At 43.0% G+C, this 24,553-nt stretch carries 23 protein-coding genes; 2 read left to right on the forward strand and 21 right to left on the reverse strand.

All coding sequences use genetic code 11. The features are described from left to right. Positions 1–3 precede the first annotated feature (3 nt). Together relB and C5Q96_RS07370 are read left to right on the forward strand one after the other, a co-directional pair. Positions 4–228 (forward strand): type II toxin-antitoxin system RelB family antitoxin, encoded by a 225-nt coding sequence (gene relB, locus C5Q96_RS07365; RefSeq protein WP_106057735.1) that lies wholly within the window; start codon positions 4–6, stop codon positions 226–228. Next, positions 225–491, forward strand: a complete 267-nt coding sequence (locus C5Q96_RS07370; protein WP_106057736.1) for a type II toxin-antitoxin system RelE family toxin — start codon at positions 225–227, stop codon at positions 489–491. Before relB ends, C5Q96_RS07370 begins: the two co-directional genes overlap by 4 nt. A 96-nt stretch (positions 492–587) precedes the next feature. On the opposite strand, the gene C5Q96_RS07375 is transcribed toward C5Q96_RS07370, so the two are convergent. The 21 genes from C5Q96_RS07375 to rnpA all read right to left on the reverse strand — a co-directional run bounded on the left by C5Q96_RS07375 (position 588) and on the right by rnpA (position 24,537). Further along, positions 588–1,670 (reverse strand): D-alanine--D-alanine ligase family protein, encoded by a 1,083-nt coding sequence (locus C5Q96_RS07375; RefSeq protein WP_106057737.1) that lies wholly within the window; start codon positions 1,668–1,670, stop codon positions 588–590. A 77-nt stretch (positions 1,671–1,747) separates the two neighbouring features. Continuing rightward, the gene (gene prmC, locus C5Q96_RS07380; RefSeq protein WP_106057738.1) at positions 1,748–3,682 is read right to left on the reverse strand and encodes a peptide chain release factor N(5)-glutamine methyltransferase; all 1,935 of its coding nucleotides are present in this window, start codon (positions 3,680–3,682) and stop codon (positions 1,748–1,750) included. A gap of 14 nt (positions 3,683–3,696) precedes the next feature. Further along, positions 3,697–5,082 carry a transcription termination factor Rho gene (gene rho / locus C5Q96_RS07385; RefSeq protein ID WP_245905557.1) on the reverse strand — a complete coding sequence of 462 codons (1,386 nt, stop codon included), beginning with the start codon at positions 5,080–5,082 and terminating at the stop codon, positions 3,697–3,699. 14 nt (positions 5,083–5,096) lie between these two features. Continuing rightward, positions 5,097–7,190 carry an LTA synthase family protein gene (locus tag C5Q96_RS07390; RefSeq protein WP_106057739.1) on the reverse strand — a complete coding sequence of 698 codons (2,094 nt, stop codon included), beginning with the start codon at positions 7,188–7,190 and terminating at the stop codon, positions 5,097–5,099. A 6-nt stretch (positions 7,191–7,196) separates the two neighbouring features. Then, entirely contained in the window at positions 7,197–8,072 is an 876-nt protein-coding gene (rsmA, locus tag C5Q96_RS07395) for a 16S rRNA (adenine(1518)-N(6)/adenine(1519)-N(6))-dimethyltransferase RsmA (RefSeq protein WP_106057740.1), read from the reverse strand. Between the two features lie 17 nt (positions 8,073–8,089). After that, positions 8,090–8,695 (reverse strand): ribonuclease M5, encoded by a 606-nt coding sequence (rnmV, locus tag C5Q96_RS07400; RefSeq protein ID WP_106057741.1) that lies wholly within the window; start codon positions 8,693–8,695, stop codon positions 8,090–8,092. Continuing rightward, positions 8,679–9,104, reverse strand: a complete 426-nt coding sequence (locus C5Q96_RS07405; protein ID WP_106057742.1) for an FtsB family cell division protein — start codon at positions 9,102–9,104, stop codon at positions 8,679–8,681. The genes rnmV and C5Q96_RS07405 overlap by 17 nt, the downstream gene beginning before the upstream one ends. A 21-nt stretch (positions 9,105–9,125) precedes the next feature. Beyond that, complete coding sequence (locus C5Q96_RS07410) at positions 9,126–10,901, reverse strand: M23 family metallopeptidase (protein ID WP_106057743.1); 1,776 nt, start codon at positions 10,899–10,901, stop codon at positions 9,126–9,128. Further along, a complete protein-coding gene (locus tag C5Q96_RS07415; protein ID WP_106057744.1) occupies positions 10,874–12,229 on the reverse strand; it encodes a DnaD domain protein in 1,356 nt (451 codons plus the stop codon). Before C5Q96_RS07415 ends, C5Q96_RS07410 begins: the two co-directional genes overlap by 28 nt. Positions 12,230–12,261: 32 nt before the next feature. Then, complete coding sequence (dnaB, locus tag C5Q96_RS07420; RefSeq protein ID WP_106057745.1) at positions 12,262–13,623, reverse strand: replicative DNA helicase; 1,362 nt, start codon at positions 13,621–13,623, stop codon at positions 12,262–12,264. Positions 13,624–13,625: 2 nt separating this feature from the next. Beyond that, positions 13,626–14,072, reverse strand: a complete 447-nt coding sequence (rplI, locus tag C5Q96_RS07425) for a 50S ribosomal protein L9 (RefSeq protein ID WP_106057746.1) — start codon at positions 14,070–14,072, stop codon at positions 13,626–13,628. 163 nt (positions 14,073–14,235) lie between these two features. Further along, positions 14,236–16,038, reverse strand: coding sequence for a DHH family phosphoesterase (locus C5Q96_RS07430; RefSeq protein WP_106057747.1), 1,803 nt, complete (start codon positions 16,036–16,038; stop codon positions 14,236–14,238). Between the two features lie 23 nt (positions 16,039–16,061). Then, positions 16,062–17,216, reverse strand: coding sequence for a ParB/RepB/Spo0J family partition protein (locus C5Q96_RS07435; RefSeq protein WP_106057748.1), 1,155 nt, complete (start codon positions 17,214–17,216; stop codon positions 16,062–16,064). Beyond that, a complete protein-coding gene (locus C5Q96_RS07440) occupies positions 17,209–17,997 on the reverse strand; it encodes a ParA family protein (protein WP_106057749.1) in 789 nt (262 codons plus the stop codon). The genes C5Q96_RS07435 and C5Q96_RS07440 overlap by 8 nt, the downstream gene beginning before the upstream one ends. 226 nt (positions 17,998–18,223) lie before the next feature. After that, positions 18,224–18,931 (reverse strand): 16S rRNA (guanine(527)-N(7))-methyltransferase RsmG, encoded by a 708-nt coding sequence (gene rsmG, locus C5Q96_RS07445; protein ID WP_106057750.1) that lies wholly within the window; start codon positions 18,929–18,931, stop codon positions 18,224–18,226. Beyond that, positions 18,921–20,867 (reverse strand): tRNA uridine-5-carboxymethylaminomethyl(34) synthesis enzyme MnmG, encoded by a 1,947-nt coding sequence (gene mnmG / locus C5Q96_RS07450; RefSeq protein ID WP_277612253.1) that lies wholly within the window; start codon positions 20,865–20,867, stop codon positions 18,921–18,923. The genes rsmG and mnmG overlap by 11 nt, the downstream gene beginning before the upstream one ends. Before the next feature lie 2 nt (positions 20,868–20,869). Next, a complete protein-coding gene (mnmE, locus tag C5Q96_RS07455) occupies positions 20,870–22,243 on the reverse strand; it encodes a tRNA uridine-5-carboxymethylaminomethyl(34) synthesis GTPase MnmE (RefSeq protein ID WP_106057751.1) in 1,374 nt (457 codons plus the stop codon). Positions 22,244–22,291: 48 nt separating this feature from the next. Beyond that, entirely contained in the window at positions 22,292–23,191 is a 900-nt protein-coding gene (gene jag, locus C5Q96_RS07460) for an RNA-binding cell elongation regulator Jag/EloR (protein WP_106057752.1), read from the reverse strand. Further along, the gene (locus C5Q96_RS07465) at positions 23,191–23,940 is read right to left on the reverse strand and encodes a YidC/Oxa1 family membrane protein insertase (RefSeq protein ID WP_106057753.1); all 750 of its coding nucleotides are present in this window, start codon (positions 23,938–23,940) and stop codon (positions 23,191–23,193) included. Before C5Q96_RS07465 ends, jag begins: the two co-directional genes overlap by 1 nt. A 13-nt stretch (positions 23,941–23,953) precedes the next feature. Beyond that, complete coding sequence (gene yidD / locus C5Q96_RS07470) at positions 23,954–24,187, reverse strand: membrane protein insertion efficiency factor YidD (protein WP_094233508.1); 234 nt, start codon at positions 24,185–24,187, stop codon at positions 23,954–23,956. 11 nt (positions 24,188–24,198) lie between these two features. After that, a complete protein-coding gene (gene rnpA, locus C5Q96_RS07475) occupies positions 24,199–24,537 on the reverse strand; it encodes a ribonuclease P protein component (protein ID WP_106057754.1) in 339 nt (112 codons plus the stop codon). Positions 24,538–24,553: the final 16 nt, after the last annotated feature.

Below are 24,553 nucleotides of genomic sequence, written 5' to 3' on the forward strand. Positions count from 1 at the left end.
GATATGTCTACTGTAAGCTTGCGAGTTCCGGAAGATGAACTAAAGATTTTTAAATCCTATGCTCAGCACAATAACAAAACTCTGTCGGAAATTATCAGAACTACTCTGCTTGAACGAATTGAGGAAGAATACGACCTTCAAGTTTTTACGGATTATGAAGCAGAAAAAGCAGCTGGAACATTAAAGACCCATCCAATCAGTGAGCTTTGGGATGAAATTGACTTATGATTTATCAGCTAGTTACAACTGACAGATTCGACAAAGCTTTTAAGAAACTAGATAGGCAAACTCAAAAGATTATAAAAGCTTGGATTGATAAAAATCTCATGCACTGCATAGACCCACGTATTCATGGCAAGGGACTGACTTCGAATAGAAGTGGGCAATGGCGTTATCGAGTAGGTGACTACAGAATTTTAGCGGAGATACAGGATGAGCGACTTGTACTAGTGCTCATTGATATAGGACATCGAAGCAGAATTTATAAATGACTTTTTATTGCTATGCGCGTTGATCTTTATGCGTATAGCAGTCTTCCTTATACAACAAAAGCCCAGGAGCTCACTCCTAGGCTTTATACATCTCAATTAATATTTCTCATCATACGTATGCTCTTCAATCGCCAGCTTAATCAAACTGTCTAGCAGGGTTGGCTGATCTATGCCCATCGCTTCCCACAGCTGTGGATACATGCTGATATTCGTAAATCCTGGCAGCGTATTAATCTCATTAAATACAACTCTGCCGTCTTCAGTATAGAAGAAGTCAACCCTCGATAGTCCGCGGCAGTCCATCACCTTGAATATTTCAACGGCGCTATTTCTAATCTCCTTCTGCTTGCTCATCGGGATATCGTCGACAACTCTCGTCTGTGATTCAGGGTTGTTGTACTTCGCATCGTAATCATAGAATTCACCAGCTGATAGAATCTCACCCACGCAAGAAGCCTTCGGATTGTGATTGCCGAGAACCGCAACTTCCATCTCTCTACCGACAATCATCTCTTCGACGAGGACTTTGTCATCATACTTAAATGCATTTTCAATAGCCCCTTCGAGCTCCGACTTCTTCTCGACTTTGGAAGCTCCAACCGAGGATCCCGCCGAAGATGGCTTAACGAACAGCGGTAGCTTTCCGTCATTCGTGCTAAGAGCATTCATGATTTCGCCCTCACGGTCATCGGCAAAATCCTTCTTCTTAATCACGCAGTACTTCGCCTGAGTGATGCCAGTCTCGCCCACGATGATCTTGGTAACTGATTTATCCATTCCATTTGCAGAAGCCTTTACGCCAGGACCAACGTAAGGAATCTCAGCGAGCTCAAAGAGGCCCTGTACTGTTCCGTCTTCTCCGTTGTCTCCGTGGAGCACTGGTATGATGCAGTCTATACGCTTTGCGGTCGCTCTATCCTCTTCGTCGAAAACGAGGATTCCGTGTACCGTCGGATCCGCAGGGATGCACGCCTGTCTGTTATCAGGTCTATTTTCCCAAGCACCGCTAGCGATTTCGCCTGTACTTGCCTCGGTCAGATACCATCTGCCCTCTTTGGTTATTCCAATTTTAGTAATTTCGTAGCGGTCAGAATCGAGCCCCTTGATGACATTTACCGCTGAACTTCGCGACACCTCATGCTCATCGGACCTTCCTCCAAATATAACTGCAATATTCATCATTAACCTCCCATATCTGGTGAATGGCTAAGTTATCCGCACACGTTCTATACTACGGGTAGCTTGCCTTAAAATATTTACTTTTCTTCTATCGGTTTTTTCTCGGCTATCACAACTCTGTTCATTCCAGCCAAATCCTTGATAATCGCCGCTGGCTTATAGTAGTGCGTTCTCTCTAGCAGGAATGAAACAGCCTCACCCTGATCATATCCGATCTCAAGTGCGAGCACTCCACCTTCCTTGAGGTGGGCAGCAGCGTTATTTGCAATAACCTTATATGCATCAAGTCCATCCTCACCACCGTCCAGTGCAAGTCTTGGTTCGTGATCCTTCACCTCTGGGTCGAGCGTCTCGATGATCTCTGACTTGATGTAAGGTGGGTTGCTGACGATTAGGTCGAACTTCTCATCTGTATCAAGTGACGAGAACATGTTGCCGAGTGCAAAGCTTACCCTATCCAGCACATCGTTAATTTCTGCATTCTTTCTTGCGACCTCTAGTGCTTTCTCACTGATGTCCGCAAGCTTGACACGAGCACCTGGAGCTAGGCTCGCAATCGAAATTCCAATCGCACCGCTACCTGTACACATATCGAGTACCTCTGGGCTCTCGAGCTCCATGCCACTGATGATGCCGAGCACCTGTTCTACGAGCACCTCCGTGTCGAGTCTTGGGATGAGGACATTTTCATTTACACAGAACGGCAGACCCATGAATTCCTGTACCTTTGTGATGTACTGAAGCGGAACTCCCGCCGCACGCTGGTCGATTCTCTCCCTATATGCTTCTACGTCAGAACTATCGAGCAGCTCTGTGTCTCTCGTTATTATCTCATTATGTGTAAATCCAGTTACGTAGCAGAATATATCATCCGCATCTCCGTTTGGATTGCTGATGCCTGCTTCTCCTAGCTTCGCCCTACCAGCGCGAACTAGGTTCTTGACCATCGTTTCGTCTTCGCTATACCTCTTATCTTCAAGATTGTCGAAAATCGAATCGCGCTCTTCCTCTTCATTTGCCGCCTCTAGGTCGTCGCTGATATCTTCATCCTGTTTGCTGATTACACCCGGTTCAAGTTCACCAAGCACAGCCTTAAGTGATGTTATCGCAACTTCAAGCTGCTCTTCGTCTGGCTCTCTAGTTGTTAGCTTCTGCATCATGAGGCCTGGCCAGCTTAGCACCCTAACGACCGCATTATCACTTCTGCCCGCCCACCTTAGGAGCTCGTAGCTGATACCTGCGATTACTGGCATCAGAAGAAGCCTAGATATGATTCGCCATGCTAGATTTGGCCATCCGAGAAATGAGAACAGCACAAGGCTGATAATCATTACGAACATGAGGAAACTAGTCCCGCAGCGAGGATGAAGCGTGTAAAACTCCTTGGCATTTGCAGGAGTTAGCTCAAGACCATTCTCAAAGCAGTGAATCGTCTCGTGCTCCGCACCGTGATACTGAAACAGTCTCTTGACGTCATTCATCTTGGAAATTGCCAGCACATACAGCACGAAAACAGCTAGCCTCAGTACACCTTCCGCTAGGTTGAGCAGTACCGTGTTCTTGGTCACGTGCTTAAGCAGATTTACGCTATAAGTCGGCATGATTACGAACACGACAACTGTGATGAGCAGCGATATCGCCACCGAGATGCCAAGCATAACATTCCACACTGTCTTAGGGCTGAACTTTCTCTCCAGCCACTGGTCGAGCTTACTAGGCTCTTCTTGTTCCTCTTCAGGCATTGCTTCTTCGAGGATTTCGGATGAGCGCATAAGAGTCTTCATCCCAGAGATCAGCGATGAGAAAAAACTCACCACTCCTCTCACAAACGGTACCTTCGTCACCTTAGAAGGTGTCTTGATATCCTCTATCTCTAGTTTTATATCTCCATTAGGAAGTCTGACCGCAAGTGCCTGTTTGTCCGCACCGCGCATCATTACGCCTTCCATTACCGCCTGACCGCCAATCTTGGTCGGCTTAGCGTCCTTGATGAAAATCTTACTATAATCCATCTTCCCTCCGACTGTTAGAAATTCAGCTCCTTGAGCATCACATCTACGAAGTCCTTATTGCACTTGGTATGGCTCAGGTTGTCGAGCACCTTCTCCGCAACATCAGCAGGATTTCCCGCAGCCATCTCTCTTCTCATCATGTTCATCACGAGATATTCGTTATCATCTAAGAGTAGCTCTTCCTTTCTCGTGCTGGACTTTGCCAAGTCGATCGCAGGGAATATTCTGCGCTCGCTTAACTGTCTATCGAGGTGAAGCTCCATGTTACCTGTACCTTTGAATTCCTCATATATTACATCGTCCATCCTGCTTCCCGTGTCGACGAGTGCAGTTGCGAGTATCGTTATACTGCCGCCCTCCTCGAGGTTACGTGCCGCACCAAAAAATTTCTTTGGAGCATGAAGAGCCCCAGGATCAAGTCCGCCAGATAGCGTTCTTCCCGACGATGGCGTCTCCATATTGTATGCGCGAGCGAGCCTTGTGATGCTGTCCAGTAGAATGACTACGTCTTTACCCTCTTCGGCTAGTCGCTTCGCCCTCTGGATTACCATCTCAGCAACCTTTACGTGGTGCGCAGGCAGTTCGTCGAATGTCGAATATATTACCTCAGAACGAGTGAGCGCCCTCTTCATATCCGTAACCTCTTCAGGTCTCTCGTCTACGAGGAGTACAATCATCTCAATCTCTGGATATTTCTTCTCTATGCTCGCTGCTATCTGTTTGAGCAGAACCGTTTTACCCGCCTTAGGCTGAGCTACGATAAGACCTCTCTGTCCCTTGCCGATAGGTGCAACTAAATCCATGGCTCTCATAGCCAGCTTGATGCTGGTGTCTTCGAGGACGATTCTCTCATTCGGGAAAATCGGTGTCAGTCTATCAAAATGAGGTCTTCTCCTCGCGCTAATCGGCGTCTCTCCGTTCACTTCCTTTACGTATAGGAGTGCTCCGAATCTCTCACCCTGATTAGGATGCCTCGAGATACAGCGAATCTTATCGCCAGTTCTGAGACCGAACCTTCTAATCTGAGTCTGTGACACATAGATATCCTTCTCGGATGTCAGAAAGTTGTTGAATCTCAGGAATCCAAATCCCGCTTCTGCGATATCGAGGATTCCCTCGACCTCTGGACGCTCTTGTACGATTTCTGTTACTTTGGTTTCATCTGAGGCATCAGAGGACTCTTCATTCGCTCCAGCCTCAACCTCTTCAGAATTAATTGCTTTGTCATTTAGCGTTTCAGTTTCGCTCGAAGCGAAAGCTTCACCTACTAAGGAAGCCTCTGCAGAGTCATATGTTTCAGTGCTTTCACGAGCTTCCGCTTCCTTTGTTTTTTTTGTGGTCTTTTTAGCTTTCGTAGCCACTGCTGACTCCTTAGCTGTGCTTTTCTTTTCTTTTTCCATTGTTCCTCCCAGGACTATAGCTCCTCATTGCCGCCTATCGTTGATAAGATTGTCTCATCTTTGGAGTCAATCTGGCTCACTCGTAGCTTCTTAACGTCCTTTTGGTCGATTTTTTCACTGAGGCCGAGTAATGTCGGACTTAGATATACTGTCTTTAGCACTTTTCCATCTAGGCTGACTGTACTGTGCTCCGTGAAATTCTGTCCTTTTATGTAGTATTTCTTGCCGATTGAAATTATGCCATCAATCTTGATTTTCTTGTATCCCATGCGCATCTTTGTCCGCTTATATGGATTCTTACCGCCAAATACATAGTTCTTCCCATATAGCATGTCATAAGCGAGCGCCTTCAGGTTCTTTTCGTAGTCTTTAGAGTTCTTGTCCGCAGTCTGTTCGTAATCAAAGATTACACCTTGATGACCTAGCCCGACATTCTTAAGAATATCCGCAGTAACCTCATATGACGTGATATCCTTGTCCTTCTTTTTAAGACCGATATTGTCCCATATTACATATCTGGTCTGGTAGAGGTCTCCTGTGCCGTACTCAGACTCCTTGATATCGAGTGCAGGGATGTGGTCTCCGTAGATTAGCACGACGGTAGGCTCGCCAGATTCTTCTATCTTCTTTAACAAGTCTCCTGTAAACTCATCCATCTCGTGGAGTTCATTCACGTAGTATTCGTACTTCCACTTAGTAGCTTCATCCTTTGCAGTTACCGTTGTATATGGATCCTTGAACACTCGCTCCGTCGGATATGCACCATGCCCTTGTACTGAGATGATATGAAGTAAATCTCTCGTATCTGACCTCTTAATTATATTCATAATATCGTCGGTCATGACCTTATCCTTCGCCCAGCCAGTTGGCGTTTTGACGATGTTGTTCATGTATTCGAGTGATGTGAAGTTGTCAAATCCGAGCGATGCATATACCTCATTACGGTTATAGAACAATGCTCTGTGGTCGTGCATTGCGTGCGTATCATATCCGTGACTCTTTAGCACATATCCGAGACTCTCGAGAGATTGCTCGCGAAGCTTGCCCTTATATGGATATTCTCCCGGTCCAAAGAACCTAGAGCTGATACCTGTTAGCACCTCGAACTCCGTGTTGGCCGTTCCTGCTCCGCATGCCGGAACCTTAAACCAACCTGTAGAGTAGTTCTTCATTAGATTGGTGAAGTTCGGCGTTGGGTCATTTGAAACCTTGATATTCTTATAATCCTGTGCATAAGAGAACGACTCAAGCTGCAAGATGATGATATTAGGATATTTCTTTGCATCATTTTTCTGCACTAGTTTGGTATTTGTACCATTCTTAGTGTAATTTTCAAGGATTGATTGAATTTCTTTCTTTGAGTAATGGTTTGGCTTCCTGATTCCTTTATTTACAGAGGTATTTAAGAAACAATACGCAAATCCATAATCTCTATACGCATAGTTGAGATTTCCGAAGAACGTGCTTAGCGCCTTAGTCTCAATCAGACCGAAAGTGCCACCAAAGCATGTTGCAATTACTACAACGATTATACCTAGCTCTTTCTTGTAATTTAAGTTTGTCCACTTATAGCAATTTATGTAATAAAGCACGACTATGAGCAGTGCAACACCAATAATCGCAGCGCCTAGGGTTATCTGGGCCTTCGAATAATATGTGGTTAGCAGCGAGAAGCCGTCCTTTGTGTTTTGCAAATCATAAAGTGTGAATGGAGTCATTCGCTTGAGCAAGATGACACCGTTGACAGTTCCTAGAATCCCCCAGACTGTACATAGTATCAGGAATGCAAAGCCACGCTTTCTGAACATAAGCGCGAGGCACATCGTTGCGAAGATAATCAAACAGTTATATAAGAAAATAATCGGATGCTTGAATAAAAACATAGCTCCATCGAAGACCCCACTCGTAATTCGTGCGAATGTCTCGATGTATAAATTCATCAAAATTGATGCAATTGCAAGCTTTAAAATGAACTTTCGATCATGTAGCTTTCCGTCATTTAATTTCGGCACCTTCTTTGGAAATTTCGCACGGTACTTGTCATGCACCTTGTGTGCGCCACCCTTTATCTTTGCCAGAACCCCTCTACAGAAATTCTTAACTTTCATATTAAGTTACTCCTTCCAAATGGAATTGGATAATTCCGCAAATTCTTCCATCGTAAGCGTTTCCGCCCTGCGCGATGGGTCTATATTAGCACTTTCAAGTGCATGCTTTATGACGTCTTTGTTAACATCATCTAGTGCTTGTAGGGAATTTAGAAGCGTCTTGCGCCTCATCGAAAAACCTGCTTTTATGCACCTAAAGAAATTGTTTTCATCGTTAACTTGTACCGCTAGCTTATCTCTCATATTGAGTCTGAGTACCACCGAATCCACTTTTGGCACCGGATAGAATGATTCGCGTGAAACATCGCAAACCTTATCCACTGTACACCTATAATGAACCGCATATGTAATCGCTCCAGCTAGCTTAGTTCCCGGCTCGGCCGCAATTCTATCTCCGACCTCCTTCTGCATCATAACAGTAAGGCTTTCAAATCTCGCCTTCGACTCAATCAGCTTAGTGATTATCGGCGTCGTTATGTAGTATGGTAGATTTCCGACTATCCTCGTCTTCGTAAGTCCATGGGCTCTCATGCTTTCGTCCACAATTGATTTGATATCAACTTTTAGAATATCCTCGTGGATAACTTCAAAGTTATCGTGCAGTGCAAACTTGGTGCGCAGGATAGGTATTAGCCTATCATCAAGCTCTATTGCGATAACGTAGCCAGCATCATCTATGAGCTCTGATGTAAGAGCACCTTCACCCGGCCCGATTTCGACAACCAAGGTCTGCTCATCTATTTCACTACCCTCTACTATGTCGTCTATTACGCTTTGGTCATTTAGGAAGTTCTGTCCGAGACTCTTCGCGTGCTTAAAGCCATGCGGTGCCCGTCCGCTACCGGTATTATACTTCCCTTTGTGTTTCGATTTATTTCCCAATTTTTTCTCTCTATTTCTCAGTTTTGTGCATTAGTATTTAAATTTTCTGCCTTGACCTTTATAAGTGCTGCTTCAAGATCTGTTTTAGATATTCCAAATCCGTTCAGCTTTCTTAGAAATGCTTTTCCGTTTCCATACCCTATTCCGAGCTCTGCCCCCACATGTTCTCGAAGCACCGAAGCCTGCTGTCCTCCGACGAGCTCCAGTTCATTAAGATCGTCCATAGTTATGTTATCTTGCTTAGCACTCTTGGTGATGCCATGAACCTTAGTTAACGCATCTCTAATGGCCTCTGGCGCCGCATTTTCAACTCCGATATCATCGTCCCTAATTGCCTCTGATTTTGGTAAATATGCATGCAATGCTTTCGGAAATTTTGCCGTTAACTTTCGCCTTATTTCCTCACCAGAATAGTCGGGATCAGTCAAGATAATAATACCTTTTTCGTTATATGCTTTCTCGATCAGCCCCCAGGTCTCACTCGTTATTCCAAATCCATGCGTTGCAATAATTAGCGCATCGCAAGCTTTTGCTACAGCATCGACATCGTCACGACCTTCTACGACTATCGCCTCGTTTATGATCAGCCTATCCGCTCTCTCCAAATTATTTGTCTTTTGCATTATCCTTATCCTTCTCATTAGGAAATACAAATAGGATTTCATCTGGATCAACAAGCCTTAGCTGCTTTCGAGCCTGTTCCTCTATATACTCCTTGCTGTTTACATTCCTGAGCTCAATTTTGAGTTCTTTTCTCTGTTCTATGAGCTCTTTCTGCTTATGCTTAAGCCTTCTATTCTCGAGCTCAAGTTTGACTATATTGCGAACTGACGCCGCGAGCAACAGCAAAACCACAGCCACAATTATCAAATTGCGCCTGTTTGCAGGTTTTGAAAAAATTCCTCTTGTACCGAATTTCTTCTTTTTCTGTTTTTCCCTAGTCGTCTGCCTAGTTTCTCTGCTTTCAGTTGAGGCTGTGGCCACCCTATCGGATGACCTCAGCTCTCTGTTCTTCTTTCTGCTTTTGCACATTAAAATCTGTCGTCCCTGTAATTAGAATATGTAGCTCCATGGATCCACAGCCTTTCCTCCGACATGAACCTCGAAGTGAAGGTGGGAGCCCGTGCTTCGACCTGTATTTCCTACGTTTGCAACTACTTGTCCCTTATATACCTTATCACCGACGCTTACGTTTATCTTGCTGCAGTGTCCATAGAGTGTTTCCTGTCCATTATCATGCTTGATAATTACACAGTTTCCGTAGCCACCGAACGTGCCGGCCTTCGTAATAGTTCCTCCATCGGCAGCATAAATAGGTGTTCCTGTTGGACAAGAGAAGTCTAGTCCTTCGTGCATTCTACCCCATCTGCTTCCGAATTTTCCGTTGCTGTTGATAACGTAATTGTTCTTGATAGGCACTGCATACGAGCCACTCGATGCAGTTTTAGGTTTATCGTTGATTCCGACCTTAACGATTTTCTTAATCGGTTGAACAACTACCTCTTTGTGCTTAATATTTCTATTTACTTCTTTTCCGTTTACTTTAGTAATTGTTCCGCTGATTATCTGCCTTCCGTCAACACCTTCCTGTGCGACTAGAGACTCTCCCTTGTAGAGATCCTTTGTCTCTTGTTTCTCCGTTTCATATGGAATTGTCTCAGACATCTTTCCAGTTTCAACGGTTCTAACTTCAAGCGGTGAAACCTTCTTTTCCATGTTTACAAGGTCTCCCGGCTTAAGGTTATTCACGGATTGCTCGCTATTCTTGCCACTCATATCCTTGACGTTTACATCGTACTTCTTAGCGACGCTGTTTATGCTCTCGCCTTCTTTTATGATGTGACTCATGTTAATATTTCCGCCGTTAAGGAGTTGCTCCGAAGCCTGCTTTTTACTCTGAACGCTAGTAAGCATTACATCCAGCTGTTTAACCTCTACCTTCTTAGCAAACTTAATCTGTTCAAGCTTCATACCTTTTGCAGGTTTTTTATAGTGAGCAAGAGTTTCCTTAACTAAAGAGTCCGCTGTTCCCCTCGTCTCTACAACCGTCAGCAGTTTGCCGTCCTGATAGACGCCATAAGCAGAAACTTCAATGTCTGTCATATAGGTCAGCTTATTCATAACAGTGTCAGCATCATCTAAATCCTTTTCTGCTGCTGAAACCTTCCTAAATGTCACATTGTTACCAGCGATAAACTTAATGCGTGCTCCATTGTTATTAGAAGACATGTGGTCTCCGGCAACGTCCAAAAGCCCAACAACACTATCCTCAGATTTTACATAACCGAGTACACGCCCGTTATATGCATATTCATAGACTGTGTAATGCTGCATCGTCAGTAACACACCACAGACCATGATAATTAAAGCAAAAAGCCCACTCACCATCTTGGCGCCACTTCCCTTATATCTGACACGCATGTCATGATACTCAGTGGCTAGACTGTAGCCACAGCCGATAAAGAACTTGTCGGAAGCATCTTGGATCCTGTCATGCAGATAGATTGGTGCAGCCGCTGCCGTAGCCATCGCAGAACCAATTTTATTCCATACTGTAGGTCCCTTTGCTGCTCTTGCCGCCTTCCTCTCTGCCCTGGCTTCACTTTTCTTTTGCTCTATTGCTCTGACCTTGTCCTGCTTAGCTTGTTTCTTCGCCTTCTTGGCTGCTTTGGCTTTCTCCCTCTTGGCTTCCTTGGATTGTTTGTCAACCGCCTTTTTTGCTGCCTTCCTCTCTGCCTTAGAGGGAGCCTTTTGCTTTTTCTCCATATTCTCTACATTCTGTAAATTATTTTCTTTATTGTCTACTTTGTTTGCCTGTCTTTGTTCCATCTATAAGCCTCATCTGCTCTCTCTTTAACGCAAGAGCAGCGCATTCCATCGTCCATAATTCCGTGGTCCTTGCATATCGGACACTTGTATTTAACTTCTAAATAATCCTCTGGATACCCGTTCACCGCAAGGAACTCCTTCTTTTGCTCTATGAGCTCCTTCTGTCTCTGCAGTAGTTCCGTCCGCTTTTCCTTACCTATGCTTCCAAGTCCAGCGAGTAGCTTTTCTTTGATATCCGCCTCAATGCTTGCAAATTTCTGCATTACAGGCATTTCTGTTTCAAGTTTCTGCTGTTTTTCCTTCTGATCATGTATAGCCTTTTCTCTTAGGTACTTATAGTACTCCTCGAGGACTCGCTTGCTGACGTTTACACTGCCTTCCGAATTTGTATTTCTCGCCTTTTCTGCTTGCGTCGACTTGCCGCCCGCAGGTCCAGGACCTTGAGCACCGTTCTGGTTATTAGCTTTGTAGCTAGGCTCAATCCCTCCAGCTTTGCGATATTTGTTTTCCAAGACGGCATCGACGTATCTAAGTGATGGCTCACGCTTTCCTGCAGTGAGCTTCACAGCCTCAAGAACTTCCTCTATATTGTATCCAAACTTGTCGAACCAGCGATCCATCATCTCGCAGTCCCCGGAATTCCATTGGCGATTAAATCCAATCTCTTTGAATATCCTGCCATAGAGGTATCTTCGTTTCGCGTCCTTATCCAAAAGCGCCTTTACGTCTGCCTCGGTATTGCATCCTTCCTTGTGCCAATTAATGGCGACTTTGTTTATATAACGAACATCGTTGTGACCGTTATCACTGCTGTATTTTATCGCATAAGCGTACACCTCCGGCGAAACCCCGAATGTACCAATAGTATCAGCTATCTTGCGGGCATCACTAGAAGGTATGCTTCTTCCGCTCGCACTCTCGTAAGTGTCATATAGGTGTTTTAGATCGAGATTTACAAGGCGTGAATCCTGTTCTTCTGACTCACTTCCAGAGCTTCTACTTTTCTTGTTTCCGTAAAACCTTGAAATCTGGCTCAGAAAAACCACTCTATATGAGTCGTCAGGCATATAGTCTCGTCTTATAACGCCAACGCTTTCCCAGTAGTCCCACGCCGCATCGATTTCATCTGGAGTGATGCCAAGAACATTTGCAGTCTTACTTCTGTCCTCTACTATCCCGTGTTTTGCACGCATCAAACCAAGCAAATACACTTTTACATAGTCACCGTTCGCACTGGTAAAGAACTCGTTTATCATGAGGTTCTCGACTTCCGTACTAAACAGGTAGACGTCTTTATTCTGTTCTATAACAAACTCAGTGTTGTTCATGGTTCTCCTTGAAAAAACTTATTTATACAAATCTATACTGTGTACTCGAGGTTTCCGAACTTCGTGTACCTTGCAATCCATGCCAGGTTAACGGTTCCCGTAGGACCGCTCCTGTGCTTGGCAATAATTACTTCACATGTGTTCCCCGATGAAGTATCAGCCTCTTCATCCTCATTTTGATAATAGTCATCCCTTTTTAGGAATACTACGATATCTGCATCCTGCTCGATTGAACCAGACTCTCTGAGGTCAGACAGCATCGGGCGATGATCCTTACGCTGCTCAGAAGCACGGGAAAGCTGCGATAACAGGATTACGCATACGTCAAGTTCTTTTGCAAGAATCTTGATGCTTCTGGTAATCGCACTTATTTCATTAGTTCTGTTATCTCCGCCATATCCGAGGGACATGAGCTGCAGGTAGTCAATGACTACGAGGTCAAGCCCACTCTTCTCCTTGAGTCTTCGGCACTTGTTCTTCATCTCGAGAATCGAGATCTGCGCTGTATCGTCGATATTGAGATTCACGCTCTCGAATTTCTCCTGAGCTGTGTCGATGCTGAACCATTCGTCGTCTTCGATTGTTCCATTCTTGATGTGCTCCATATCGACTCTTGCTGACATGGCGAGCATTCTCTGTCCCAGCTGCTCCTTGGACATCTCCATGCTGAACACGAGCACCGAATGACCTGCCATCGCCGCATTTTCTGCTACGTTAAGCGCAAACGCAGTCTTTCCCATACCAGGTCTAGCCGCAAGCACAACAAGGTCGGTCTTCTTGAGACCGCCGAGCATTTTATCAATATCTCTAAATCCAGTTGTAATACCAGGAAGCTGTCCCTTGTTCCTCACCAGCTCATTTATCTGGAGAATATTGGTCTGCAACACTTCCTGAATAGGAGAGTAGTTCTTGCGCTGTGAAGCCTGTGCTATTGAAAAAATTTCCTTTTCTGCCTCATCGAGAATCTGCTCACTGTCCATGCTTCCATCGTATGCATTCTTTCGCATAGTGTCGGCCGACTTGATGAGCTTTCGCATCTTCGATTTATCAACGACGGTGAGCGCATAGAACTTGGCATTTGAAGGGTTTATCGTATCACCTGACAGTCTGCTCAGATATGTCATACCACCGACTAGCTCAAGTTGATGTACCTTGTTAAGCTCCGCTCTCGTCGTCATAAGATCGATAGTTATGCTTCTTCTGAACATACTCATGAACATCTTATATATCTCTTGATGTTCCTTGAGGTAAAAATCCTCTGGTTTAAGTATGTCCACGACATCCTGAACGGCATCGTCGCTTAGCATCATAGACCCTAGAACCGCCTTCTCCGCTTCTATGTCTTTCGGAGGCTCTAGGGCCTCCGAAAGTTGACTGTTTATTTCATTTGGCATGTTTATTCCTCAGTAACAGCCACCTTGATGCGAGCTGTAATCTCAGTGTATAGCTTAATATCAACTTCATGTTCGCCGATTTCCTTAATTGGCTTGATCAGCACTATTTTCTTCTTGTCGACATCGAGCTTTGTCTGCTCCTTGATTGCATTAGCAATATCCATCGAGGTAATCGATCCGAATAGCTTGCCGCCTTCACCAACCTTAGTCTTAAGCTTGATAACCTCTCCTTCGAGTACCTTTTTCACCTGATTAGCTTCTGCCTTATCTAGTGCAATCTGCTCTTCGCGGTTAGCCTTATCTCTCATAACTTTCGTGAGATTTGAAGGAGTAGCCTCAATTGCAAATCCACCTGGAATTAAGCGATTTCTTGCGTAACCGTCACTTACCTTAACAACGTCTCCGGCTTTACCCGTTCCTTTAACGTCTTTCTTTAAAATAATCTGCATATTGCCCTCCTATTTCTCCTGTGCAATTTCCTATCATCTTTATTTTACTAATTCCCATCGCTTGGATTCTTGTTGTTCTTGTAAATCCTTTTTTATTTTACTAACACATTTTCAATCTTATAGACATTCCTCGCCTATTTGGACACTTCCGAAGCTCTATCCCTTACTCCTGTCCGTAGGCATCCGACTCTTCGCCATCTGTTCCTAGATACTCTGGTACTATCTTCTTAAGCTCCGCTATTACTTCTTCTGGCTCCATATCAGTTTGAGCACCTGCTGAATTAAGATGCCCTCCTCCATTGAACCTCTCCATAATCACCTGAACATTAACTTCTCCGAGAGATCTCGCACTTATCACTGTCTTGCCCTTATCATTCTTTCCAGCAGCAAACGAAGCTTTCACGCCTTTAACCATTAATAGCTCGTCTGCAACCTGCGCATTGATAATCTGTGCATCTGTCGAATATCCCTGAGAAATCGAAAGCGCAACGCCTTCGTCCATATATTCAGCATTAGCAACAGCCTCTGCTCTCATCTGGAACGATGTAACCTCCGACTGAAAGAACCTCTTAACCTCAGTGGTGTCAGCGCCTACACGCCTTAACCACGCGGAGGCTTCAAATGTCCTCACCCCAGTTTTAATGGAATACCTATTCGTATCCACCGTTATTCCGGCCAATAACGCTTCCGCTTCAAACTTGTTGACAATCTTCTTGTTAGAAGTGTACTGGATAATCTCCGTCATGAGTTCGCTTGCAGAAGACGCATATGACTCAACGTATGATAGTATCGCATTGTCTATTGAATCATCGGATAATCTGTGGTGATCGATAACTACGATTTTATCAGCCTTCTCAAGGATTTCAGGACATTCAACCATTCCCGGTCTATGTGTATCTACAACAATTACAAGGGTCTTCTCTTCGCAAAGCTCTATCGCTTTTTCCCTGTTTACAATCTCGTAGTCATCGGTCTCAACAGCTTGCTTGTAAATCGCCTGTAGCGCCTCGTTGTACTCCTCGATTACGATCGCAACATCCTTCTCCATATACTTTGCAATTTTATAAGCCCCTATTCCAGAGCCAAAGCAGTCCATGTCCGGCCAACGATGCCCCATTACGATTACATTTGAGCTCTCTCTAACCAACTGCTTTAACGCATGTGCGATAATTCTCGACTTTCCTTTGTTGTTTTTCTCCATAGACTGGAGCTTTCCGCCATAGTAATGAGTTCTATCACCGTTCTTGACTACCGCCTGGTCTCCGCCACGTCCCATAGCGAGATCAAGTGCTGCTTCCGCAAGCTCTGTAGCATCCTGCAGGTTTCGTACTCCCATTCCAACGCCTATACTGAGACTAACTGGAAAATCGTCTTTGGTCTGGATACCTCTAATTGTATCCAAAATCGAAAATCTTCCTTCAATCAAGTTATCAACGTCTCGCCTGTAAAGTGTAGCAAGATACGTGTCCTCGCTGATACTTTCTATAGCTGCGTTGTTAGATTCAGCCCATTTACTCAGAATCTTATCCACCTCTGCTGGCACTGTCATCTTGCTGTCTGAAGGCGAATTTGAAATCAGTTCATCATAGTTATCTAGGCTGATGTACATCTGGCACACATGTTCATCTCTGTAGTTTGAACGTAGTGTCTCACGTTCAGTTACATTGTTGAAGAAAACTGTTATTATGCCATCTTCTCGCTCCTCACGAGTTGTGTTTAATACAAAAATTTGCTCATTGCGCTTTATCTTAACCTCTGTGCCTGTATCTCGAGCGTCTTCGAGATCTTCAAGCTTACTTCCCGTAAGCGCAAAGAAATTTCCATCCACTATGTCATCATATGCAAACACGTTCTTTATGAGCGAATTCGCATATACAACGGCTCCTTCTTTATTGACCATACACGCCGGCACTGGCAAGCTCTCCAGAAACTCTGCGCCTGCTATATTTCCTGCGTTTTTGTTCATAAATCTTCTGCTCCTATCTTTGGCTACTCTATGCCCCTAAGCATGTCTATCAACCTGTTCAATTCATCTATACTGTAATATTCAATTTCAATCTTTCCAGTTGACGCTTCCCCATTTATGTTGACTTTTGTGCCAAATATCTTTCTTAATTCATCTTCTACTGCTGCAATTTCCGCATTGACGCCAGGCTTTCTCTTCTTACGCTCAGGTCTTGCATCGTCCTTTATCTTTTCAGTAAGCCTTTCCGCCGCCCTTACAGATAGCCCATTTCTAATTATCTTATCGCAAACTTCTATCTGTTTATTTTCATCCTTGATTGTGATAATCGTTCTTCCGTGTGCGGCAGAGATGCGTCCCTCTATGATCATATTCTGTATCTTTTCAGGTAGCTTCAATAGCCTAAGCGAGTTTGCTATATATGCTCTACTTTTTCCTAAAGCGTTTGAAACCTGCTCTTGTGTGAACTCGAATCGTTTGATCATCTCATTAAGACCAAGTGCTTCTTCAATCGGATCGAGATTTTCTCGCTGCATATTTTCTATGATAGCGACTATCATATTCTGCTTTTCGTCAAAATCCCTTATTATACAAGGAACCTTTTTGATTTCAGCAATCCTAGCTGCTCGCCATCTTCTTTCACCAGCAACAAGCTCGTAACCATTCTGTGCCTTTCTGATGATTAGAGGCTGAATTACCCCATTCTCCTTGATGGAGTTCGCAAGGTCTTTTAGCTTTTCTTCATTGAAGGTCTTTCGTGGCTGGTCTTTATTAGGTTTGATGTCGTTAATGTCGATATATAAAACCCTGTCTTCATCAGCCTCAATTTTCGCTGAATCTACTTGCGTTTGGGAAGTTTCACCCTTTGAATCTTTTATATTTCTTTCTTCCAACTGAACAGCATGTTCCCTTGGAGTCTTGTCTTCTTTGGTGCTGTTTAAATTATTTCCTTTTGTTTCGTCTCTATCTGATTTTGTCTTATGATTTTTGTTGCTCTTAGCCTTACTTTTCGAATCAAAACGTTCTCTGCTCTTATCTCCTGTTACATCATCGATGATGTCTAGCAGTTTCGTGTCTGTATTCTCTTCCTCATTTTGTTCCAAGTCTTCTTCGAACAGAGGAGCTGCATCTGCGAAGAGTGCATCGAGCCCTCTTCCTAGACCACCTTTTCTTTTAGCCATTTTTCTTCTTTCTCCTCTTTTCTCTATCTAGGAACTCTAATGCAAATTTGTTATATGCTTTTGCACCCGCCGACGAAGGATCGTACTTAACAATAGGCATTCCGTAGCTTGGTGCCTCTGCGAGCCTTACGTTTCTTGGGATTACAGTTGAAAATACGTATTTTCCAAAGTATTTCTTAACTTCTTGTACTACCTGGATTGCCAAATTCGTTCTACCGTCAAACATGCTAAGTATTACTCCTTCAATCTGAAGGTCTGGATTCATATTCTTTTTCACAAGCTCAACAGTGCTCATAAGCTGACTAACTCCCTCTAATGCGTAAAATTCACACTGAATTGGGATTAGTACACTGTCTACTGCTGTCAGCGAGTTAATTGTCAATAATCCAAGTGAAGGAGGACAGTCTATGAATATGTAATCATATTCTCCTCTAACCTGCTCGATTGCTTTTTTTAGTCTTCTTTCTCTTCCCTCAATATTTACTAGCTCAATTTCAGCTCCAGCCAAATCTACACTCGCAGGAATAATGTCCAGATTAGCTGTCTTCGTTTGAAGTATAGCTTTATGGACATCATAATCTTTATTAACCAATACATCGTATAATGTATCAGTTAATTTTCTTTTCTTAATTCCTATTCCACTAGTGGTGTTGCCCTGTGGATCTATATCGATTACTAGAACCTTTTTGCCTTGTACAGCGAGGCAGGCACTTAGGTTTATGTTGGTAGTTGTTTTGCCAACTCCACCCTTTTGATTAAATATTGCTATTGCCTTTCCCATATAAGTCTCCTTTTTGAGATTTCACTAGTGTAATTATATAATATTATGGCTTTTCTATCCACAATTCTCATCTATTTCTTCTTATATTTGCGTGAGTTTTTAGTGAAAAACTTTCTCAATGTTTCACGTGAAACAATATGTAGTGGGTAGTCAAAATGTTTCACGTGAAACATTTTACTTTCCCACTACTACAATTTAATCTATTACATTATAGGATTAAGCCCTTTTAACGTATAGGGCTCTTTTTTGCAATTCCCGGTTTGCGAGGAAACCTCTTCGGGGTACTATTGCACTTCCTTATAAAAATAAGCCTATGTCCAGATATAGCGTTCTTATCCTGCGAGGGATTCTCTATCTTTTCAACATTGCCACCAAGAACCCTAATAGCAGCATCAGCAGAAGTAAGTTCATCTTCTGCACTTTCCCCCTTATACGGAATAAAATACCCCCCTTTTTTCACTAGTGGAAGACACCATTCAGATAATATATCCAGAGAAGCAACTGCACGAGATACGCACACATCTACCTTCTCTCGATACTTAACATTGTGCCCCATATCTTCAGCTCTCACATGAACAAGCTCAATATTTCTAATCCCAAGTTCCTCGGCAACTTGATCGATTACTTTAAGTCGCTTATTGAGGGAATCTACCAGAATGAACTTTTTATCTGGATTTGTTACAGCAAGCGGAATGCCAGGAAATCCGCCACCAGTACCCATATCAACAACAAGCTTGGCTCTCTGAAATTCCTCATAATCGTTACAAGCTAGAGAGTCCACAATATGCTTCTCGAGGAATTCACCCTCTTCCCTAACTGCCGTAAGGTTTATATGCTCATTAATATCCCGAATTCTCTGCATGTATCTGACTAGCTTATCAGTCTTATCATCCCCATATCTACCACTCAGTTCTGAGATTAAATTATCCTTCATACTCATTCCTCTCGCTTCGTTCATTACTTCTTCTTTCTTTCTCTAAATAAATTAGAAGTACATTTATATCCGCCGGAGAAACTCCGCTAATCCTACTCGCTTGACCTATACTAATTGGATTAATCTCAGAAAGCTTCTGCCTAGCCTCAAGCCTGAGCCCATTGATTACATTATAATTTATATTTTCTGGAAGCTTTTTATTCTCAAGCTTTTTCATTTTTTCAACTTGAGCTAGCTGCTTATCGATATAGCCTGCATACTTAATTCTAACTTCAACTTCGTACCTCTCAGCTCTATTAAGCTCTGGTCTGGTTTCATCATCTATTACCTTTAATGCTTCATACGAAATCTCCGGTCTTCTTAGAAGATCATAGAAAGTAATATTATTATTCGTTGCCTCATGACTACCTTGAGATGCTAGAAATTCATTAAGTTTACTAAATTCAGCATACTTATTTCTAAGTCTCTCTATCTCTCCATCTACAAGTTTTTTCTTCGTGATAAACTTAGAATATCTCTCATCAGAAACTAGTCCATACTCATAGCCAATCTCTGTCAGACGTCGATCTGCGTTGTCTTGTCTCAGAATAAGTCTAAATTCCGCTCTAGACGTCATTATTCTATAAGGCTCCATAGTACCTTTAGTCACTAAATCGTCGATTAGAACGCCAATATAAGCCTCGTTTCTTCCGAGCACTAGAGGATTTTCACCATTAATCTTGCGAGCAGCGTTAATTCCAGCTATAAGACCTTGTGCAGCTGCTTCCTCATATCCAGAGCTTCCATTAAACTGTCCAGCACAGAACATATTATCTATAAGCTTGCTCTCAAGACTAGGCTTCAGAGTTGTTGGATCAACACAATCGTACTCTATGGCATAAGCTGGTCTGACAATTTCAGCATTTTCAAGTCCAGGAATAGTGTGATAAAACTCTTCCTGAATATCTTCTGGTAAACTAGAAGACATACCTTGTATATACATCTCCTCAGTATCCAGACCCTCTGGCTCAACGAATAACTGATGTCTATCCCTATCCTTAAATCTCGAAACCTTATCTTCAATAGAAGGACAATATCTTGGACCGACACCTACAATGTTGCCGGAGTACATCGCCGAACGCTCTATATTTTCAAGGATAATCCTATGCGTATCACTATTTGTATAAGAGAGCCAGCATGATATCTGATTTCTTCCAAGTTTTTCTCCTTCATTCATAAATGAAAACGGAATAATCTCTTCGTCTCCATCCTGCTGCTTCATTTTGTCATAATCAAGTGTCGAGGCAAGCATGCGAGCAGGGGTCCCAGTCTTGAATCTACGCATCGGGAGACCATATTCGTGCAGCTTATCCGCAAGCTCCATCGAAGGAGCTAGACCACTCGGACCACTGTAATACGCGCTTTCGCCTATAAATACCTTGCCAGCCAGGAATGTTCCTGTACACATAATGACCGCTTTACACAAATAAATAGAGTTGGTTCTCGTTACTACTCCGCATACCGCACCATCATCGATTATAAGGTCGACGACCTCCGCCTGCTTAAGACTTAGTCTTTCTTCATTCTCGATGGTCTTCTTCATCTCGAGATGATATCTCGTCTTATCCGCCTGCGCACGGAGAGAATGAACAGCTGGTCCCTTAGAAGTGTTGAGCATCTTGCTCTGGATAAAGGTCTTATCGATATTAAGCCCCATCTCTCCACCGAGAGCATCTATCTCACACACGAGGTGTCCCTTGCCAGTTCCTCCAATAGAAGGATTACAAGGCATCATCGCTACAGATTCGAGGTTCATCGAGAGAAGGAGTGTCTCACATCCTATTCTTGCAGCAGCAAGACCAGCCTCACACCCTGCGTGTCCAGCTCCTACGACAACTACATCGTATTCACCCATCATACTATATTTATTTGAATTTTTAATTTCCTGCAAATTCATATTTATTTTCCCAAACAAAACTTAGAGAAAACTGTGTCGAGAATCTCTTCATTCGCAGTTTCTCCTATTATCTCTCCTAATATCTGAAAGGCATCACGCGCCTCTATTTCAGCAATTTCAAGTGGTTCACACATTTCTAAAAGTTCTATACCCTGAGTTAGTGATTCACTTGCTCTTACGAGAGCTTCTTTATGCCTCTCGTTTGTGACGATATTTCCTCCATCACTCTTAACAAATCCTTCTGTAAAAATATTTTCTATCGCCTCACGCACTCTCCCGATTCCCTCGATAGTCTTTACAGTGGTATAAACTACACCTTTACAGTTAAGTATACTTTTAATTCTCTCAAACTCACTCTCGGATATATTAATACCAAGGTCCTCTTTGTTTATAACAAGAAGCACCTGTTTTCCTTCGATATGCTGGGCAATTTCAAAATCCTCGTCTTCAAGACAACCGCTGCCATCGATAACCATAACCACTAGATCAGCAATATCAATCTGACTCTTAGATCTTTCGATACCAATCTGCTCTATCACGTCATCAGTGTCTCTAATCCCGGCAGTATCAACAATCACAATCGGATAGCCCCCGATTGTTGCACTCTCCTCAATCGTATCGCGCGTAGTTCCCGGTATATTAGTTACTATCGCTCTATCCTCTCCTAACAATCCATTCATAAGAGATGATTTCCCAACGTTTGTACGACCAACGAGCGCTAATTTTATCCCTTCTCTTGCAAGCTTGCCAAATTCAGCAGATTTAATAAGCTTCCCTAACCTACCTTGTTGCTTCATAAGTTCCGCTAAGAACTCATCATACGAAACTTGCTCTATATCTTCATCTGGAAAATCTATATTCACAGCCATCTGAGCTAGCACGTCTTTAATATGATTACGAATATCTATGATTTCCTGACCTAGGCTACCATTAAGCTGCTCAGAAGCAATGCTAAGTGGTTTCTCACTTCTCGCTTTTATGAGATCAATCACAGCTTCTGCTTGAGATAGGTCTAGTCTACCATTAAGAAAAGCGTTTTTAGTAAACTCACCTGGATCTGCAAGTCTTGCCCCAGAAGCGATTACACTTCTTAGGATAAGCTTTAGAGATACATTGCTTCCATGCGCCTGAAATTCAACAACATCATCACCTGTAAAGGTATGAGGAGCTTTCATGTATATCGATACCATGTCATCTATAACTGTTCCTTTATTGTCGACAGCATGACCATAGTAAACGTGACGAGGAATTACCTCATCAGGACATTCACGATATATGCTTTTCATAATGGATAGTGAATTAGGTCCACTCACACGAACTATACCTACTCCACCCTCCCCTAGAGGCGTTGCAATTGCAGCAATAGTATCTGCCATAAATTCTCCTATTGACGAAAAGAGCCCATCAAAGATGGGCTCTCAGTGTTATTTCTTCTCGATTATAACTCTTCTATAAGGGTCCTTACCCTCACTCCTAGTCGTTACACTTGGATGGTTCTGAAGTGTTGAATGAATAACCTTACGCTCGTAAGGATTCATTGGTTCAAGAGTAATCTTTCTCTCGGAACGCTCCACCTTACCAGCTAGTCTATTTGCAAGACTTACAAGAGTCTGTTCTCTCTTAGCTCTGTAATTCTCAGCGTCCATAACCACTCTTGTGTATCCGCCATTTTCCTTGTTAACAACGAGGCTAGCTAGATACTGAACAGCATCGAGTGTCTGTCCTCTCTTGCCGATGATTGTACCAGTGTCTGCACCAGTAACATTTACATAGATAAGATCCTTGCCTTCCTTAACTTCGAAATCGAGGTCAATGCCCATCTCTTTTGTGATTTCTTTTAGGAATGCTTCAACTGGATGATCCTGCACCGGTGTTAGCTTATCGACATCAAGAAGTAGAGTTGCTTCAAAATTACCATGATTTTTCTTGCTTCTCTCTCTATTCTTCTTAGGTCTAGAAGATTTTCTCTTCTCGCCTTGTCTAGCACGCTCGCTTGCACGAGCATCCTCAAGCTCTTCCTCTTCGTACTTATCGTAGTCTTTTCTGATCTCATCAGGAACAACAACAGTGTTATTCTCAGGAAGACCAGCGAGGATTCTGTCTATATCATCGAAAGTTGCTTTTTCTTTATGTGCTTTATCAGCACCGTCATTCTTGGGAGTAACTCTCACTTTAGCAAGTTTAGATCCTATACCGAGGAAACCTTTGCTCGATTCCTCAAGGATTTCAACGTTGACTTCATCTCTGGTGAGTTTGAGTTCCTGAAGCGCAAGCTCTACGGCTGTGTCGACATCAACTCCCCATTTTTCTGAAGCTTTCATCATTATCCTTTCATCCTTGCTTTCTTCATCTTCTCAAGCTGTTTCTCAGCGCGTCTTCTCTTTTCTTCAAGTTCCTGCTCTTCCTTGAGCTTAGCGCGGAACTTATTCATTCTGATGTTCAAGAAAATCTGAATGAACTGTCCACCTGCCCAATATATAGCAAGTCCAGCTGGGTAAGCTCTAGCAAGCCATAAGATACTGAGTGGGAAAAAATACTTCATTATCATGTTCATTGATTTTCCCTGGCCACCCATCATCTCATTCTGGCCTGTAAGCTGTTGTGTCATCGCAAAAGAGATGTATGTTGAAACAGCTGCAGCAATTGGAAGAATCCAAAGGTCAGGCTGTCCGAGGTCTTTAATCCATAGGAACGACTGATGAACAGCGAAAATCATATTCTCATCAGCTATATACCTCATAGGATTTCTGAGAAGCGTGAAAAGCCCCATAATGATAGGCAACTGGATAAGCATCGGAAGACAACCACCCATCGGATTAAAATTCTCTTCCTTATAAAGCTTAGCCATCTCTTCGTTCATCTTCTCTTTGTCGTTCTTATACTTCTCCTGAATAGCCTTCATTTTAGGCTGAAGCGAAGACATCGAAGCTGTCGATTTAATCTGTTTGAAGTAGAGAGGATAGAGGAGCAGCTTAACGAGTACCGTTAGTATTATTAGTGAAATACCGTAGTTACCAACTAATTTGTAGATAAACGTTAGTAGATAACCCAAAGGCACCGCAATAAATCCCATATTCTGTCCTTTCTTATCTTAGAGGATCATATCCTCCGGGATTTCCCGGATGACATCTAAGTATTCTCTTTATTCCTAAATACGTTCCCTTAAATGGTCCGTACTTCTCGAGCGCCTGTATAAAATACGTGCTGCATGTAGGATAGAATCTACACGTTGAAGGGAATAAAGGCGAAATAAATTTCTGATATCCTCTGATGATAATTATCAATATGCGTTTAATAATGTTCTTTAAAAGCTTTATCATTGTAAAAGCCCTTACTTGTCTAGAAGGTGTTCCGAACGAAGAACCCCGTACATTGACCTTCTAACTTCTTCACACTTGTGATCATTGATAGAATTTCTAGCTATAAAAATAACGTCGTACCCGTTCTTAACTTCGCAGCCTAGTAATCTATAAGCCTCTCTCATGAGTCTTCTCGATCTGTTGCGTCTAACGCTGTTTCCAACCTTTTTACTAGAAACATAAGCTAATCTCGAATACTTAAGCCCGTTCTTTTTGTATATAATTACCATGAATCTTGAGACTTTAGATTTGCCTTTGTTATATACAACCTTAAAGTCAAGCTGATTCCTTAGCGTTGATTCCTTGAGCATGATCACTTTACCTTAT

This window comes from Mogibacterium diversum (assembly GCF_002998925.1).
In the GTDB taxonomy this organism is placed as follows: domain Bacteria; phylum Bacillota; class Clostridia; order Peptostreptococcales; family Anaerovoracaceae; genus Mogibacterium; species Mogibacterium diversum.